This is a genomic window from Alkalihalobacterium chitinilyticum, from assembly GCF_029028005.1.
GTDB lineage: Bacteria > Bacillota > Bacilli > Bacillales > Bacillaceae_F > Alkalihalobacterium > Alkalihalobacterium chitinilyticum.
In genome coordinates, this window is the sequence record NZ_JAOTPO010000002.1 from 322,952 (window position 1) to 339,835 (window position 16,884).

The following is a 16,884-nucleotide window of genomic DNA, read 5'->3' on the forward strand; positions in this document are numbered from 1 at the left end:
TGATCATGCTGTATAACAAATGTATAACGTTTGTTATTATAGGGGGCGGAAGCTATGTTCGATTGGTTAATCGAAAAATCAAAAATTACGTTAATGCTTTTATTCTTTTTAACACTGGTAGGCTTAATTACTTTCTTTCAATTGCCGCAACGTGAAATACCCGAGATTTCACTGCCTGTAGCTTCGATTTCAACGATTTATCCTGGGGCTGATCCAGAGACAGTCGAGCGATCGATAACCGTACCGATTGAGGAAGAATTAGATAAAATAGAAGGGATTAATAAACACACATCGATTTCAGCAGCTAGTGTTTCTACAATCGTCATAGAATTAGATGAAGGAATGGATCAAGAAAAGGTTTTATCAAAAGTCAGTCAATCAATAGCAAATATCTCAGGTTCATTTCCTGAAGGCGCCTTATCTTCTTCTATTAGTGATGATCGAGCGTTAGGTGCGTTATCTTCGTACCATCTCGTTACAGATGGGAGTTACGAAGAGTTGTATGCTTTGCAGCCGCAAATCGCGGATTGGCAAAGAACAATTGAGTCGGTTCCAGGAATAAAAGGAACGGTAGTAAAAGGAGTACCGGTTCAAGAGTTACTTATAACACTTGAACAAGAAAAGATGAATGAAAACGGTATATTCCTTCCAAGTATTTTGGCAGCATTAGAAGGTGAATTTGATCAAGTTCCACTGGGGAAACAGGAACGCAACGGTAGTATAACCCAATTAAAGCTGCCAGTAGTAAAAGATGTTGATCAACTCAGTCAATTGGTTGTAGGGTTTTCAAATGAAGGAGACCCAATTGCGTTGAATGAACTTGGTCAAGTTGAACTTCGGTATGAAAAACCAACAGATATTATTACGTATGAAGGAAAACGAGCGATCTCATTTACAGTTATTCCCGAGAAAGGAATTGATGTACCTTCTCTTCACCGAACGATTGATGAAAGAGTATCTGAGTTAAGTGAAAGTCTTCCAGCTTCTGTGTCGGTCGATCTTTTTTATACTCAAGATAATATTGTCACAGAAATTTTCACTGATTTAGCAATTTCATTTGCAATCGCTGTTGGTGTGGTCATCATTGTAACGCTGTTAGGATTAAACTTTGCTTCAGCTGTTATTGTTGCGCTAGCAATTCCAACTTCTATTTTATTAGGGTTAATTCCATTACCTTATTTAGGGGTAGATTTAAATCAAATATCAATTATTGGATTTATTATAGCGTTAGGGATCTTAGTCGATGATGCGATCGTTGTAAATGATAACATTGAACGTCGATATAAACTCGGTGACTCGCCGCTAGAAGGGGCTTTAAATGGTACGAGAGAAGTCAGAGTCTCCATTATCACATCAACGTTAGCGATTGTTTTTACATTTTTACCACTTGTCTTTATTACCGGAAGCGGCGGTGATTTTATTCGTGCACTACCAAGTGTACTCATTACTACCATTATTGCTTCCACCATCATCTCGCTAACACTAGTACCTATTTATCGTGTATGGCGTCAGAAAAAGCGAAAAAGGGTTGAAAAGTTTGATAATGGTTTACTTGGCAAACCTATTGACCGGCTTGCCGACTGGTATGCAGATAAGGTCCTCGGAAACATTGTACGAAAACCTTTACGAATTGGAATATTGGGTCTTATCTTATGTACAGCTGTATACGGTTTGGTTCCGTTTATTCCGGTTGTCTTTTTTCCAAGTGCAGATCGTCAAGAAGTGACAGTTGATGTGATCGCGCCCGTTCAAATGACGATCGAACAGACAGATGAACTGTTAGCATCAATCGAGGAGCGAATGAGGGAAGATCAATCAGTTATTGAAGTATCTCGCTTTACAGGTACGGGACTTCCGCCATTATTCGGTTCAGTGTTAACAGGACCTGGTGAAAATACAGGGCAATTACTCGTACGTGTCGATAAAGAAGAGCAGTCAGCAGAAGAAACAATTAGTAAGTGGAGTGACATATTACAAGAGGAGTATCCATCAGTTGAAACAAAGTTAACAACAATTGAGGCAGGTCCACCAGTCGGTGCGCCAATTGCTATTAAAGTATCAGGTAAGGAAATTGAAACACTTCTTGAAATCACTGGTGATTTAAGAAGCTCCATTGCTCAAATGGAAGAAACACGGATTGTTGTTGATGATGTCGGTCAGCCTTGGCCAACAACTGTATTGGACCCCGACCGTAGTAAATTAGATGAATACGGAATTACAATGAAAGAAATCAGTCAACAAATTCGTTTAGTAACAGAAGGTATTCCAGTAGGTCAATTTGACGATAGTTTCAATTATTATGATATGAGGCTAATCATTGAGGGGGCTGCTACAAATGGTGATCTCGATTTATCTGAGCTTTTTGTTCCAGTTGAAACAGCCCAAGGACCGCCTGCTTTCATTGGTTTCGATGAGTTGTTAACTGAGAAATATTCAGAAGAAATACAACGCATCCCGCATGAGAACGGGGAAAGAACAGTAACTTTAAGAGTTTATCCAAGAGAAGATATGAAAACATCACTAGAAGCAAAAATTGATGACGTTATTGAAGGCTATTCATTGAGTGAAGATTATTCGATAATTGTCGGCGGGGAAACTGAAGCTAGAAGTGATTTCTTTATTGAAGTAGGAAAACTTTTCATTGTAGTTGTCTTTCTTATCTATATCGTAATGGCTTTTCAATTCTATTCTTTATCTACGCCAATACTGGTGATGAGTACGGTGTATCTGGCCATTTCAGGTGCTGTCATTGGTCTGTTCATCACTCAAACAGGATTAGGTTTTATGGCGATGATGGGGGTTGTTTCGTTAGCTGGTATCGTAGTTCGTAATTCTATTGTTCTTATTGAATTTATCGAACAGAGAATTAGAGCTGGTTCGTCATTAAAAGAAGCAGTTATTGAGGCGGGGAGAGCAAGATTACGTCCAATTTTACTAACGGCTTTAACGGCAATTGGGGCACTAGTTCCGATAGCACTTAGCGGCGATGTGTTGTTTACACCGTTAGCGATTTCGATCATTTCAGGAATATTCTTCTCGACGTTTTTTACCTTACTTTTAGTGCCTGCACTATACGCAGCTATAGCTAAGCGTAAAATGAAAAAACTTGCGAGGGGAAGTTAAAAAAGAGCACTGAGAAGCTTTGATGGAAATAGAGGCTGACTGAAATATGTGTTCCTCCTATTAAAGATAGTTCCTACATTTATGTAGCAGCTATCGTTGTTTAAGAGGAATCTGACACATACTAAGAGTCAGCCTCTTTTTTTGTTCCATGGAATGTAATGAACGTAAAGGTAAGTTTAAATGAAAAAACCTTGGAAGTGAAGTTCTAACAAACGTTGCTGATCTAAGGGTGTATATACTAGCTTATAAAAGTTGAGATACTTCTTCTTTGCGGTTAAGTAATTTCCTCAGTCGTTTTTTATGGTTTTTTATTTTTTGTTCATCGTTTTCTTGAATTGCCTCATGTAATTCCATCAGTTCGTAATCAATCTCCATTTTTGTAATGTTGTAAACCGTTTGAGGCTCTAGATTATGACCATACTCCCTATATTCTACAATTGAACCATTCCTATTCATAATAATTTTTTCACTCCCATCAATTTCGATAATAGACTGAATACTCCCCGTCTTATAACTAGTGATGTAATGGGGGCCCCCAGTACCAGTGAACTTTTTTACTACTCCATTCCCATTGAACCGAGAGATGATGACTTCGAGTGCTTCCACAATGATTTCGTCATTTACAGTCAAGTAGTCGACATCCAATGTAAGAAAATCATTGTTACGGATGAATGGTATTTCGTAAAGTGTTTCATGGTTGTCAATAATGAGTAAGATCGTATCGTCTTCATACCGCCAGAAGAGTGAGAAATTTTCATTCATCATTTTTTTAATAAACTGATGGAGTGCATGCTTGGACAGTTCCACATGAAGGTTGCTAAATTCTGCTTCGTAGTAATAATAAGACACGGGCCACACTCCTTTATCGCTGTCATGACTGAGATTTCTAAAGGTTGCTACTATACTATGAACAACGAAAATAAAAAAGAAGTAAAAAATAAAACTGTTGAATTTGAATTCAACAGTTCTAAAACCTAAACCCGTATCGTTTTGAAATAATGTCATAAAAGCCTAAAGAATTATATAAAGCCTTGGTTGCTTCATTATTAATTCCTGTTTCTAACTCAATTCCTTTAATATCTTCATTTTCTGACCAATAAATGATTTTGAGCAGGAGCTTTTTGGCAATTCCGCGATTTCTGTATTCCTTATGAACATATAAGTCGTTTAACCATATATAATGGCCGCCTTTTGTAATACTAATTCCAATATTAAAAAATGCAGCACCGATAATTGCCCCCTCCAATTCTGCTACAAAAATATGTGCAGAAGAACCTTCTTGGAGAGCAAGATTAATAGCCTCTAAAAGTAGATCATAAGCATCCTCTTTACCCAAAGTCTCCATTTGTCCCATTAGAAGATCGGCGATACGAATGCGTAAAGATTGATCTGCATCTGTTGGAACTTCAAAAATTTTCATAAACCCTAGTCCCCCTATTCAAGACAAGTATATTCAATACTAGTCTATAAATTACTACTAGTTCACATCTTTTAAACGATTCTCCATTTAATAGATTAACATAAAACTTATAGAGGGGGTAGGGTAATAAGTCGAATCTTGTTAGTTAAAATGGATTTAATTTACATTTAGCTGCTTTAATAATGAAGATGTGATAGTCTGGTGTCATTTTACCCAGAAAATGATCTAAACAGTATTGAGATGTGGAAGTGAAAAGTTGTTTATCATTATAATATGAAAAAACCTCACTTATATCAGGGGAAACCAAGATTAAGTGAGGTTCTGACTAGTTTTTACTGATATTCATTATCAATTTGGTTAAGTGACTGTTGAATTTCTTCTAATTGCTCTTTTTGAGCTGTCGTTGAATTGGCAAAAGCTGAGAGTAAATTATTTCTAGCTTTTTCAACCTGAATTTGAGCAGCTTGCATTTCTTCTGGTGTAACAGCGTGCTGCGTCATTTGCTCGGCTAATTCAACAGCAGTTCTAGCTTCTTGTAACAGTTGATTACTCATCGCAGTCCCTGCCTGTGTTACGATTTGTTTTTTCAGCCTCAGCCATTGTTGTTACGTTATTGTAGCGTTCATTATTCGGTTGAACAGCATCTTTGCCTTGTTGAATTTCGCGCTTTGATCGTGATCGTTTACTCATGTGTGTTTGCTCCTTTTTAAAAGATTGAAGAGAGAAATACTTCTCACGCAATCATATTTTTTCCGAGGAGCACGCGTCTTATGTAGTTTTAAGGTTAAGCTTTTCTTCCAGATAGATGGCGATACCATCTTCTTCATTACTTAACGTAATTTCGTTTGCAATCGATTTTAATTGAGATATGCCGTTTTTCATCGCAACACCGGTGCCAGCAAATTCAATCATCTCAAGGTCATTATCCTCATCACCGAATGCGATAATCCTTTCCTTCGGTATGTGGTAATAATCCGCAATTCGTTTCAGACCAATTGCTTTATTCATTCCTGCACGGATAATTTCAATAATGTTCCATGGAGCACCCCAAGATCGCTGATCAACCACTTCCGCATGAGCTTCATCTAATAAATTTCGAAGGTCATTAACATGCTCATCTTTCGGATGGACAAGTACAGATGTTGGATCATCTTGAAGGATTTTAAGTAAATTTCCATAATCAACAGGGTTTTGTCCTAATGTAAAATTTTCAATAAAAACTTCATCGTAATAACGAAGGTAATAATCATCGATGACTTCTACCATAATATTATTGACCCTGAATGCTTCACACGTTTCAATAATCGTCTTTGCTGTTTTCACATCTAAGGGAGTATGAAAGTAACCAAACGAATGATCTAAAGGGTGATGAACAAATGCCCCATTAAAATTTACGATTGGTGTTGTAAGTGCTAATTCATTATAATATTGTACACTCGCCCTGTATGGTCTTCCTGTTGAGATACAGACAATATGTCCTTGAGCTTTCGCTAACTCAATCGTTTGTTTCGTTCGTTCTGAAATTGTTTTATCGTCCTTTAATAGTGTCCCATCTAGGTCAAGGGCAATTAAATGAGTATTGCTCATAATATAGCTCCTTTATGTTCAAAATATTGTTAGAAATTAGCCATCACTTTACAGCTTAGGAAAAGCAGTAAAGTGTGCTATAGTTATTAACGAGAGTATCATATATCTTCTATTTAAACTATCTATGGTTATTTTATTCCCTATAATTTAATTTGAAATGCACTCGATAGGAGGAAGGCAAAGTGTTACAACAATTATTTACAAACTTTGGTTTTCGTGCGCTATGGACACCAGAGCTCATCATTATATTAATTTTAGTCGGTTTTCTTTATTTTAGACTTGTCGGCAAATGGAGAAACCGCTTTGTAGGGTCAGAGCCTGTATCAACCAGCCAAAAAACGTATTTCATCCTTGGTTTGTTTGCTCTTTATCTTGGTTGGGGAAGCCCTTTATATGTTGCTGGCCACTTAATGATTAGCTTCCATATGGCCCAAATGGTTTTTGCTTACTTTATAGCAGTACCTTTATTTATTTTAGGGATGCCTAAATGGGTTTTTCGTGCCATTATTCAAAAAGCAAAAGGCACCATCTTTGCAAGAGTAGGGAAGTTATTTTTTAACCCGCTTATTGGCGTGCTATTTTTCAATTTTCTTTTCTCTGTTTATCATTTACCAAACATCTTTGATTTCTTAATGAAAAACATCGTTCTTCATAGTGGTTATGAAATGCTGTTGTTTGTTGCTGCAACACTAATGTGGTGGCATATGATTTCACCGATACCGAGCAAGGCGCAGCTTTCAGATTTACGCAGAATGGGTTATATCTTTGCTAATGGTATTTTAATTACACCAGCTTGTGCACTAATTATCTTCGCGCCGACAGCTATGTATAGTGTATATACCGATCCAAATACATGGGCAACAGTAATGGCGTTTTGTTTACCTGCAGGTGCTGAAATTCCATACAATTTATTTTCGAGTGGTGCCAATCCATTTTCACCGATTAACCCCAGATCTGATCAGCAGTTAGCAGGGATATTGATGAAAATCATGCAGGAAATTACGTACGGGTTTACACTAGGTTATGTATTTAAGCAATGGATTAAGAAAGAAAAGCAATCTGAAGGACCTTCAATCAGTGATATTCCAGCTACTCATACGATTAAAAATTAATTTATAGTATTTTGTCAATGAGTGGGGAGTAACGTCCTCACTTATTGAAGTTTTATTATAGGAGTTGTTATTATGAAACGTCATTTTAAACATCTATTTCAACAATGTAAGATACTCTTACCAGTACTAGCATTTGCTGTTCTCCTGAGTGGGTGTGGTTGGATCTATCACACGGACAAGAAGGATGCCAGTGTTGTAGATCTTACTCCAGCTGAATTATCAATTATCCCTTTTACAGCTGTGAACCAATCTGAAGAAACGGTCACAAATGAAGATTTACAAGGTACCATGTGGATTGCGAATATGATTTTCGTACGCTGCCCGACTGTTTGTAATTTAATGACACCGAATTTTAGAGTCTTGCAATATGCCCTTGAAGAAGAAGGCTTAGACGTAAAGATGGTATCATTTACGGTTGATCCTGAATTTGACACCCCTGAACGATTAAACAAGTATGGTGAAAATAATGATGCTGATTTTTCACGCTGGATGTTTTTAACTGGATTTTCAGAAGAGGAAATTACAGAGATCGCCAAACAATCTTTCCAAACGATCGTTCAGCCATTACCAGACGGTGAGGATATTATGCATGGGACGAGTTTCTATTTAGTGGATGAAGAAGGAAATGTTATTCGATCGTACGATGGTTTAAAAGCAGACCCAGAACCGATTATCAATGATATAAAACGATACTTACAACAATAATTTACAAGGGCATTGACGGCTCAAATTCTAAACGCTACCTTATAAACTATTAACTTGCTATCATTAAGAGATTTATATTTATTAAAAGAACGTGTAGAGAATTTCTACACGTTTTTTTGTGCTTCTGTATAAATTATGAAAAAGAATAGAAGTGTATGATGATAAATCGGCAAGAAATGTCCGAGTTCATCATACTTTTTGTTGTTAGTATAGGATAAATAAAAACAAGTGTAAGAAAATTCAACTAAAAATAAAAATACAGTTGCATTTATTTTTATTCATAATTATAATAATACACAACGTGAAGAATATGGAATTGGTTGAAAATTTTTAAACAATTTTTTGGAGGAGGAGAACCAATGAAAGCAGCAATTATCGGAGCAACAGGTTACGGCGGAGCAGATCTAATCCGGCTATTACATAATCATCCAGAGGTTGAGTTACGTTCTGTTCACTCTTCCTCACAACAAGGAATTAAGATAAGTGAAAGTTACCCGCATCTGCAAGGCATCACAGATTTAGTTTTACAAGACATTGACCCGTTACTAATTAAACAGCAGGCAGACGTTGTATTTTTATCTACACCACCAGGAGTATCAAGGGACATTTCCGGTCAACTGTTAGAGGCGGGGCTGAAAGTCATTGATTTATCTGGCGATCTAAGGTTAGTCGATGGAAAAGTCTACGAACAATGGTATGGAATTGATGCGGCAAATGCTAGTCTACTAGAAAAAGCAGTATATGGTTTACCAGAATGGGAAAAAGAAAAGATACAATCAGCTGAATTAATATCCAATCCAGGGTGTTATCCAACAGCAACACTACTAGGGTTATTACCACTTGTGAAAAATGATTTAATTGATAATAAAAGCATTATCATTGATGCTAAGTCAGCAGTCTCAGGTGCAGGCAGGTCACCTTCACCGGTTACTCACTTTAGTGAAATGAATGATAATTTTAAAATATACAAAGTCAATCAACATAAACATATCCCTGAAATTGAGCAAGGATTAAATGTTTATGGAAGTGAGGTTCCGTTTGTTACATTTAGTACACATCTTGTACCAATGACAAGAGGGATCATGTCTACTATTTATATGAATAGTGCGAACAGCCAATTAACCGAAAAAGAGCTGCGCGACCTCTTTGAAGAAACCTATAAGAATGCACCGTTTGTCAGAGTTAGAAAAACAGGGGAATACCCATCGACAAAAGAAGTATACGGTACTAATTACTGTGATATTGGTGTGACATATGATGACCGAACGGGGAGAATAACGGTTGTTTCAGTCATTGATAATTTAATGAAAGGCGCGGCAGGTCAGGCAATTCAAAACTTAAATATAATGAACGGATTTGAGGAGACTTCAGGATTAAACTATATCCCGACATACCCTTAAGCCATTGGAATAACGAGAGGTGGATTACAGAATGAATACGTTAAGTAATAAAGTGGAAACAGTGACTGCAGTTGACGGTGGAACAGTTATTACACCAAAAGGATTTTCAGCAGCAGGAGTGTATACAGCTGTTAAAAAGAGACGACTCGATTTAGGAGCAATCATTTGTGAAGTACCTGCTAGCAGTGCAGCTGTTTATACATTAAATAAAGTTCAAGCAGCGCCATTAAAAGTAACAAAAGAAAGCATTGCCACTGAAGGAAAGCTTAGAGCTGTAATTGTAAATAGCGGAAATGCGAATGCCTGTACAGGAAAAAAAGGGTTGGAAGACGCATACGAAATGCGTCAACTTGGAGCAGAGAAGTTTTCAATACCTGTTCATCAGGTAGCCGTCACTTCAACTGGAGTGATTGGCGAATTTTTACAGATGGATAAGATTAGAAAAGGGATAGCAGAACTAGAGCCTGAAGCATCATTTGAGGGTGCGAATCGTTTTAATGAGGCTATTTTAACAACAGATACCGTAAAGAAACATGCGTGTTATAAGACGCTTGTCGATGGGAAGGAAATTACGATTGGCGGCGTGGCAAAAGGGTCCGGAATGATCCATCCGAATATGGCGACAATGCTTGGTTTTGTAACAACAGATGCAAACATTGAACCAAAAGATTTACAAAAAGCATTATCGTATGTTACAGACAAAACGTTTAATCGAATTACTGTTGATGGAGATACGTCAACAAATGATATGGTCGTTGTTATGGCTAGCGGCTTAGCGAATAACGATCCGTTGACTGAAGAGCACCCAAATTGGTCAGATTTTCTCACAGCACTAGAGAAGACGTGTGAAGGATTATCGAAAAAGATTGCTCGTGATGGTGAAGGCGCAACGAAATTAATTGAAGTTGAAGTGAAGGGTGCTAAAAGTGACGAGGAAGCGGGGAAGGTTGCAAAGCAAATCGTAGGGTCCGACTTAGTCAAGTCAGCTATCTTCGGAACGGATGCAAACTGGGGACGTATTATTTGTGCAATAGGTTACAGTGGTGCTGACATTGATCCAGAAACAATAGATATTGCGTTAGGGCCGATTGAAACATTGAAGATGAGTCAACCAGTTTCGTTTTCTGAAGAGGAAGCAACGGCTTACTTAAACAATGAACATATTATTATAAAAGTAGATTTACATGTCGGCGATGGTTTTGGTAAAGCTTGGGGTTGTGATTTAACGTATGATTACGTCAGAATAAATGCAGGTTATCGTACGTAAGCGATAACGATGAGGGGAGAACTATGAAAGAGATTGTCGTTGTTAAATGTGGAGGTAGTACAATCGGGGAACTTTCAGATGAGTTTTTTCTTAGTATTAAATCTTTAAAAGATGCAGGAAAAGCACCAGTGATCGTCCATGGAGGTGGCCCTGAGATTAATAAGCTATTAACAGTAATGAAAATAGAAAGTGAATTTATTAACGGTTTACGCAAAACAACAAAAGATGTTTTAGATACGGCAGAGATGGTTCTTTGCGGAAAAGTTAACAAAAATTTAGTGGTTAAATTACAAGCTGCTGGATTAAACAGTATTGGATTATCAGGATGTGACGGGAAGTTAATGACAGCTGCACCAATTGATAAAGAAAAGCTTGGATTTGTCGGAGAACCTGTCTCAATAAATAAGGGAATGCTTGAACAGCTTATCGAAAACGACTTAGTTCCTGTTATCGCACCGATAGGAATAGGAGAAGACGGAGAACGTTACAACATTAATGCCGATACTGCGGCTGGAGTGATTGCAGACGCTTTAAATGCCAAACAGCTGTTGTTTGTAACCGATGTGCCTGGTATTTTAAAAAATGGAACTTTACTTGAACAAGTGACAACAGAAGAGGTTGAGCATTTAATTGAGACTGGGACGATCTACGGTGGCATGATTCCGAAAGTGAAAGCAGCCATAAAAAGTCTGCAAGGAAAGATTGAAGCGGTGATGATTGTCAATGGAAAAGGAACTTCATTAACGAAGCACGGCTCAATCGTTGGGACGAAAGTTATTAAAGAAAAGGTGGCTTTAACATGAGTTCTATTTTTCCAACGTACGCTAGATGGGATGTAACTGTCCAAAAAGCAGAAGGTGCAATATTAATTGATACGAACGAAAAAGAATATTTAGATTTTACCTCTGGAATTGGTGTATGTAATTTAGGTCATAACCATCCAGTCGTTCATCAAAAAGTAAAAGAACAGTTAGATCAAGTGTGGCACGTTTCTAATTTATTTCATATACCTACTCAAGAGCAAGCAGCACAAATGCTAACGGAACACTCTTGCGGCGATTATGTTTTTTTCTGTAATAGCGGGGCTGAAGGAAATGAAGGAGCGATCAAACTCGCTAGAAAATATACAGGAAAGTGGAAGATCATATCTTTTAAACAGTCTTTTCACGGACGTACATTCGGATCGATGTCTGCAACAGGACAAGAAAAAATCCATGAAGGTTATGGACCGTTACTTCCGCAGTTTGAATATGCCGTATTCAATGACATTGGATCAGTTAAAAGTTTAATAGATGACAAAGTGGCTGCCGTTATGATTGAAGTCATTCAAGGAGAAGGTGGAGTTCACCCTGCAGATCCACAATTTATGGCAGAACTTCAACAGCTTTGCATAGATCATGACCTATTATTGATTGTGGATGAAGTACAGACAGGTATCGGAAGAACGGGGAAAGCGTTCGCTTATGAGCACTATAATCTTTCACCGGATATTATCGTTTCAGCGAAAGGACTAGGAAACGGTTTTCCAATCGGTGCAGTTATCGGAAAAGAAAAACTAAAGGAAGCTTTTGGACCAGGAAGCCACGGGTCAACCTACGGTGGGAATCCATTAGCAACTGCAGCAGCGTGTGCGGTTATGTCACAAGTGTTCCAACCGGAATTTCTTCAGGAAGTAGAATTAAAAGGCAACTATTTTAAAAAATTATTAAATGAAAAATTAACCTCTTCTAATTTTGTTAAAGAAATTAAAGGTAAAGGATTAATGATTGGTATTGAATGTGACGGTGAAGTCGGAACGTTGATAACAAAGATGCGTGAAAAGGGATTTCTTGCACTAAGTGCTGGTCCAACTGTTATCCGGTTATTACCGCCGTTAACAGTGACGAATGAGCAACTAGAACAAGCAGCAACAGTTCTAGCTGAAGTGTTATAAAGAAGGACTAGAATTAGAGGGAAATAGAATTTTTTTTACAGATAATTGAATAAAAATACTTTAACAGAAATAAATATACGGACATTGAGTGTGCTGAGGAGGAAAAGGAATGAAAGGCTATTTAGTGCTCTCCACAGGGGAAACATTCGAAGGAGAATGGATCGGCACGGAAGCGGATGTGTATGGAGAAGTCGTTTTTTTTACGGGAATGACTGGGTATCAAGAGGTAATAACCGACCCTTCATTTAAAGGTCAAATTGTTGTATTTACGTATCCGCTGATCGGCAATTACGGAGTGAATGATATAGATAATGAGAGTCTTCAACCTCAAGTTTCAGGTGTAATTATGAGTGAATGTAATTCAAGTGGTTTCCATTATGAATCAAAATCCTCATTCCAAGACAATTGCCAGCAATCGAGTATTCCTATGCTAACTGGAGTTGATACGCGGGCAGTTGTTAAACGTATCCGTGAACTTGGTGATATGGGAGCGATTTTAACGACAGATCTAAGTCGAGTGAACTTTGAACAATATGAGCCGATTGAAAACTTAAACCTTGTAAAAGAAGTTTCTACTCAAGAGATTGTTACTTATGGTGAAGGGGATTCACATGTCGTTCTTCTTGATTTCGGATTTAAAAAATCAATTGTGGATACTTTGCTGAAATATGACTGCAAAGTGACGGTCGTACCTTATGATACAACGTATGAAACAATCGCAGGTTTGAAACCTGACGGCATTTTATTATCCAATGGTCCCGGTAACCCCAAACAGATGGCAACTCAACTCCATGATATCAAAAAACTTGCAATGGACTATCCAACTTTCGGCATTTGTTTAGGACATCAACTGTTAGCGTTAGCATTCGGGGCTGATACAGAGAAGCTTCGCTTCGGTCATCGCGGTGCGAATCAACCTGTCCAAGATTTATATTCGAAAAGAGTATATATGACGTCACAAAATCACAGTTATGTAGTGAAAGATGCTTCATTACAAGGGACGGGATTAATTGCACGATATAAAAACATTAATGATGGTTCAGTTGAAGGGCTTATTCATACAGAGTTACCAGTAGCGTCTGTACAATTCCATCCTGAGGCACACCCTGGACCGTCTGATAGTGAAGAAATTTTTTCGGTTTTCATAACAGAAATGAGCAGCAAGAGGAGAGAAAAAGCTTATGCCTAAAATTACGTCGATATCGTCAGTGCTTGTAATCGGCTCAGGTCCAATTGTCATCGGGCAAGCAGCAGAGTTTGATTATGCAGGTACACAAGCATGTCTCGCACTAAAAGAAGAAGGAATCCGCGTTATTCTCGTAAATAACAATCCAGCAACTGTTATGACTGACGAAGCGTGTGCAGACGTAGTTTATTTCGAACCGCTTACAGTTGAGAGTATTGAGAAAATAATTCAAAAAGAAAAGCCAGATGGTCTATTAGCAACACTAGGTGGTCAAACTGGACTGAATTTAGCACTAGCTCTTCATAAAGCAGCGATCTTAGAAAAGTATAATGTTCAACTATTAGGTACACCTATTGCTTCTATTATGAAAGGAGAAGACAGGGAAGAGTTTCGCAGCTTAATGAATGAGCTGAACGAGCCTGTTCCTGAAAGTCAAATCGTTTCAACAGAAAAGGATGCTGTATCGTTTGCCAATTCTGTCGGATACCCGATTATTATCCGCCCAGCTTATACGTTAGGTGGTGCTGGAGGCGGTATCGCGGCAGATGAAAATGAGCTTCGGTATATCGTAAAAGGTGGTCTTGCTGCCAGCCCGATAACGCAATGCTTAATCGAACGAAGTATTGCAGGATTTAAGGAAATTGAATATGAAGTCATGCGTGATGATAACGATACGTGCATAACCGTCTGTAATATGGAAAATATTGATCCAGTCGGTATTCACACAGGTGACTCCATCGTTGTAGCTCCTTCACAAACGTTAACAGATGTTGAATACCAGATGCTTAGATCTGCTTCAGTTAAAATCATTCGAGCATTAGGTATCGTTGGGGGATGTAATATTCAATTCGCACTGGATCCTGAAAGTAAACAGTATTACTTAATCGAAGTAAATCCGCGTGTCAGCAGGTCATCAGCACTTGCATCAAAAGCAACCGGGTATCCGATTGCTCGTATGGCGGCGAAGTTAAGTATAGGTTATCATCTTCACGAACTTCTTAATCCAGTAACTGGACACACATACGCAAGCTTTGAACCTGCCCTTGACTATGTCGTCGTAAAATTTCCCCGATGGCCGTTTGATAAATTTGTCAATGCTGACCGACGCTTAGGAACCCAAATGAAGGCAACCGGTGAAGTAATGGCGATTGAAAGAAATTTAGAAAGCGGGATCCAAAAGGCGGTTCGATCTTTAGAAATAAAAGCAGATGGCTTGCTTTTACCGGCTCTAAAAAAATGGTCGGATGCTGAGTTGTGGGAAGTTGTAGAAAAGGCAGATGATCGCCGTTTCTTTTCCATATTAGAATTGTTACGTCGTGGAATTACGATTGACAGTATACATGAAAGAACAAAGATTAATTTATACTTTTTAAATAGTTTTAAGCAACTTATAGAGATTGAAGAAGAAATTAGCAAGACATCTTTAAGTGAAGTCCAAGAAGATGAGCTTATCAAATATAAACGCTACGGTTTTTCTGATGAATGGATAAGTAAAGTTTGGAATGTATCTTTACACGACGTTCGAATGAAGAGGAAAGCATTCGGTATTTTCCCTTCTTATAAAATGGTGGATACGTGTGCAGCTGAGTTTACAGCGAATACAGCTTATTATTATTCGAGCTGGCATGGTGAACATGATGTTGATGTCTCAAGTACAAAGAAGAAAATATTAATTGTGGGTTCAGGACCTATTCGCATAGGGCAAGGAATAGAATTCGATTATTGCTCGGTTCATGGTGCGATTAGTTTAAAAAATCTCGGCTATGAAGCCATCATTATGAATAATAACCCTGAAACAGTAAGTACGGATTATGAAATGGCAGATCGATTATACTTTGAACCGCTAACTGTTGAGGATGTTTTAAATGTGGTGGAACTAGAAAATGTAGAAGGTGTCATCGTACAGTTAGGCGGCCAAACTGCAATTTCTCTTGTTCAAGGGCTGGAGGAAGCTGGAGTTCAGCTTTATGGAACGACGATGGATACGATAGACCAACTTGAAGACCGAAAACGTTTTTATGATTTTATGAAACGTGTCAATGTCCCGCATATCCCAGGTGTTACAGCTTACGATGAAGTTGGATTGCTGGAGCATTCGGTGAAAATCGGCTATCCGGTTTTACTGCGTCCATCTTATGTTATTGGTGGCCAAGGAATGGTGATTGTCACAAGTCGTGAAGAAATGATCGATTATATTAATTCAGAAGATCAAGCGATTGTCTTTCCAATCTTAATCGATGCTTATTATCCTGGCATTGAAATTGAAGTGGATGCTTTGACAGACGGGGATGATATTTTAATTCCAGGCATGTTTGAACATATTGAAAAAGCAGGTGTTCATTCAGGAGACAGTATGGCAGTGACACCGCCATTTTCATTAGCTGAACAAGTAAAGCAGCTGGTATATGACTATACAAAAAAGATTGCTGCAGGTATGGATTTTAAAGGCATTTTCAATATTCAGTTTGTTCATTATGAAAATCAACTCTATGTAATTGAAATAAATCCGCGTGCATCAAGAACCGTTCCGATCTTAAGTAAAGTAACAGGATTGAACATGGTGGATGTAACTGTAAAGCTTTTATTAGGTCAATCGTTACGAAGTCTCGGCTTACCGACAGGGTACCTGCCTGAAACAAATTACTACACTGTGAAAGCACCGATCTTCTCATACAGTAAACTTTCCGGTTTAGATCCGATACTTGAAGCTGAAATGAAATCGACTGGAGAATTAATCAGTATCGGTAATACTGTTGAAGAGGCAATGAAGAAAGCATTTGCTTGGAGTGAGGGACATATTCCACCTGTATATCGTCAAAAAGGAACGATGTTTGTTGACGTTGCTGTGGAAGAACTGGCGGAATTCCAACCTCTTGCGCAAAAGATTATCGAACTAGGTTTTACAATTGTTGAAGAAAAACAACTTCCTTTCCAAGAGTGGGTGGAGCAGGATGATGCAGCAGCTTATATTAGTATTCCAAAAAAGGGTTATAAAACATGGAAAGAACAAAGGCAGCAAGCATTAAAGCACAGGGTTTCGGTCATTACAGAGACGACAACGCTAGCGATGATGTTAAATAGTATAAATGGAAAAGCGGACGAGGTAATTTCCATTCAAGAATGGATGCACCGTACAAAATCAAGTGTATAA

General features: G+C 38.1%; 14 protein-coding genes. 9 read left to right on the top strand and 5 right to left on the bottom strand.

Translation table 11 applies throughout. From position 1 onward, the window contains the following. Positions 1-54 precede the first annotated feature (54 nt). The gene (locus N7Z68_RS04215) at positions 55-3,123 is read left to right on the top strand and encodes an efflux RND transporter permease subunit (protein ID WP_275117209.1); all 3,069 of its coding nucleotides are present in this window, start codon (positions 55-57) and stop codon (positions 3,121-3,123) included. Positions 3,124-3,366: 243 nt separating this feature from the next. On the opposite strand, the gene N7Z68_RS04220 is transcribed toward N7Z68_RS04215, so the two are convergent. The 5 genes from N7Z68_RS04220 to N7Z68_RS04240 form a co-directional block, all read right to left on the bottom strand. Next, positions 3,367-3,972, bottom strand: a complete 606-nt coding sequence (locus N7Z68_RS04220; protein ID WP_275117210.1) for a YkzI domain-containing protein — start codon at positions 3,970-3,972, stop codon at positions 3,367-3,369. A 118-nt stretch (positions 3,973-4,090) separates the two neighbouring features. Continuing rightward, a complete protein-coding gene (locus N7Z68_RS04225) occupies positions 4,091-4,543 on the bottom strand; it encodes a GNAT family N-acetyltransferase (RefSeq protein ID WP_275117211.1) in 453 nt (150 codons plus the stop codon). A 332-nt stretch (positions 4,544-4,875) separates the two neighbouring features. Further along, the gene (locus N7Z68_RS04230) at positions 4,876-5,097 is read right to left on the bottom strand and encodes a DUF3813 family protein (RefSeq protein WP_275117212.1); all 222 of its coding nucleotides are present in this window, start codon (positions 5,095-5,097) and stop codon (positions 4,876-4,878) included. After that, positions 5,090-5,233, bottom strand: coding sequence for a competence protein (locus tag N7Z68_RS04235; RefSeq protein WP_275117213.1), 144 nt, complete (start codon positions 5,231-5,233; stop codon positions 5,090-5,092). The genes N7Z68_RS04230 and N7Z68_RS04235 overlap by 8 nt, the downstream gene beginning before the upstream one ends. Before the next feature lie 78 nt (positions 5,234-5,311). After that, complete coding sequence (locus tag N7Z68_RS04240; RefSeq protein WP_275117214.1) at positions 5,312-6,130, bottom strand: Cof-type HAD-IIB family hydrolase; 819 nt, start codon at positions 6,128-6,130, stop codon at positions 5,312-5,314. 182 nt (positions 6,131-6,312) lie between these two features. On the opposite strand from N7Z68_RS04240, the gene ctaG reads away from it, so the two are divergent. The 8 genes from ctaG (at position 6,313) to carB (ending at position 16,884) form a co-directional block, all read left to right on the top strand. Then, entirely contained in the window at positions 6,313-7,242 is a 930-nt protein-coding gene (gene ctaG / locus N7Z68_RS04245; RefSeq protein ID WP_275117215.1) for a cytochrome c oxidase assembly factor CtaG, read from the top strand. 72 nt (positions 7,243-7,314) lie between these two features. Beyond that, positions 7,315-7,947 carry an SCO family protein gene (locus N7Z68_RS04250; RefSeq protein WP_275117216.1) on the top strand — a complete coding sequence of 211 codons (633 nt, stop codon included), beginning with the start codon at positions 7,315-7,317 and terminating at the stop codon, positions 7,945-7,947. Between the two features lie 359 nt (positions 7,948-8,306). After that, positions 8,307-9,347 (top strand): N-acetyl-gamma-glutamyl-phosphate reductase, encoded by a 1,041-nt coding sequence (argC, locus tag N7Z68_RS04255; protein WP_275117217.1) that lies wholly within the window; start codon positions 8,307-8,309, stop codon positions 9,345-9,347. A gap of 31 nt (positions 9,348-9,378) precedes the next feature. Further along, the gene (gene argJ, locus N7Z68_RS04260; RefSeq protein WP_275117218.1) at positions 9,379-10,614 is read left to right on the top strand and encodes a bifunctional ornithine acetyltransferase/N-acetylglutamate synthase; all 1,236 of its coding nucleotides are present in this window, start codon (positions 9,379-9,381) and stop codon (positions 10,612-10,614) included. 23 nt (positions 10,615-10,637) lie between these two features. Further along, complete coding sequence (gene argB, locus N7Z68_RS04265) at positions 10,638-11,417, top strand: acetylglutamate kinase (protein WP_275117219.1); 780 nt, start codon at positions 10,638-10,640, stop codon at positions 11,415-11,417. Then, positions 11,414-12,547, top strand: coding sequence for an acetylornithine transaminase (argD, locus tag N7Z68_RS04270; protein WP_275117220.1), 1,134 nt, complete (start codon positions 11,414-11,416; stop codon positions 12,545-12,547). Before argB ends, argD begins: the two co-directional genes overlap by 4 nt. A 109-nt stretch (positions 12,548-12,656) precedes the next feature. Then, positions 12,657-13,736 (top strand): carbamoyl phosphate synthase small subunit, encoded by a 1,080-nt coding sequence (locus N7Z68_RS04275; protein WP_275117221.1) that lies wholly within the window; start codon positions 12,657-12,659, stop codon positions 13,734-13,736. Next, a complete protein-coding gene (gene carB, locus N7Z68_RS04280; protein WP_275117222.1) occupies positions 13,729-16,884 on the top strand; it encodes a carbamoyl-phosphate synthase (glutamine-hydrolyzing) large subunit in 3,156 nt (1,051 codons plus the stop codon). The genes N7Z68_RS04275 and carB overlap by 8 nt, the downstream gene beginning before the upstream one ends.

Coding starts and splice junctions, on each gene's coding strand:
- argJ (WP_275117218.1), top strand. CDS start 9,379: ATGAATACGTTAAGTAATAAAGTGGAAACAGTGACTGCAGTTGACGGT.
- N7Z68_RS04225 (WP_275117211.1), bottom strand. CDS start 4,543: ATGAAAATTTTTGAAGTTCCAACAGATGCAGATCAATCTTTACGCATT.
- N7Z68_RS04275 (WP_275117221.1), top strand. CDS start 12,657: ATGAAAGGCTATTTAGTGCTCTCCACAGGGGAAACATTCGAAGGAGAA.
- N7Z68_RS04250 (WP_275117216.1), top strand. CDS start 7,315: ATGAAACGTCATTTTAAACATCTATTTCAACAATGTAAGATACTCTTA.
- N7Z68_RS04240 (WP_275117214.1), bottom strand. CDS start 6,130: ATGAGCAATACTCATTTAATTGCCCTTGACCTAGATGGGACACTATTA.
- N7Z68_RS04230 (WP_275117212.1), bottom strand. CDS start 5,097: ATGAGTAATCAACTGTTACAAGAAGCTAGAACTGCTGTTGAATTAGCC.
- N7Z68_RS04235 (WP_275117213.1), bottom strand. CDS start 5,233: ATGAGTAAACGATCACGATCAAAGCGCGAAATTCAACAAGGCAAAGAT.
- argB (WP_275117219.1), top strand. CDS start 10,638: ATGAAAGAGATTGTCGTTGTTAAATGTGGAGGTAGTACAATCGGGGAA.
- argD (WP_275117220.1), top strand. CDS start 11,414: ATGAGTTCTATTTTTCCAACGTACGCTAGATGGGATGTAACTGTCCAA.
- N7Z68_RS04215 (WP_275117209.1), top strand. CDS start 55: ATGTTCGATTGGTTAATCGAAAAATCAAAAATTACGTTAATGCTTTTA.
- carB (WP_275117222.1), top strand. CDS start 13,729: ATGCCTAAAATTACGTCGATATCGTCAGTGCTTGTAATCGGCTCAGGT.
- argC (WP_275117217.1), top strand. CDS start 8,307: ATGAAAGCAGCAATTATCGGAGCAACAGGTTACGGCGGAGCAGATCTA.